The sequence below is a fragment of the Bacillus sp. EB600 genome (genome assembly GCF_024494385.1).
Lineage (GTDB): Bacteria > Bacillota > Bacilli > Bacillales > Cytobacillaceae > JAEVLT01.
Map to the genome: position 1 here is coordinate 1 of NZ_JAEVLT010000188.1, position 322 is coordinate 322.

The 322-nt window shown below is 41.9% G+C and carries 1 protein-coding gene; it reads right to left on the reverse strand.

All coding sequences use genetic code 11. The features are described from left to right. Positions 1–322 (reverse strand): IS66 family transposase (locus tag JN080_RS29355; protein ID WP_256239390.1); only part of this gene is annotated, 322 nt, incomplete at both ends.

Consider the following 322-nt stretch of genomic DNA (forward strand, 5'->3'; position numbering starts at 1 on the left):
TCCACACCGTTTGCTTTTGCAGTTTCTGCCATACTTAAACTGATAGCGTTGGCCTTTGCGCCAGCTTCACTAACTGAGTGGAGCCAGTTCTTGCGACCAACAACACTCGGACGGATGGCATTTTCAGCTGGATTATTATCAATTTCGATACGTCCATCCATTAAAAATGCTTTTAAACCATTCGCTCTATTTAGAGTGTATTCTGCTGCCTTAGAAAGCGCATTTTTGTCGAAGAATGGTGATTTTTCAACCCAGTCCAGAAACTCTTCAACGATTGGCTTTGAATATTTTTGCCGTTTTTTTCTTCGCTTACTCGGAGACA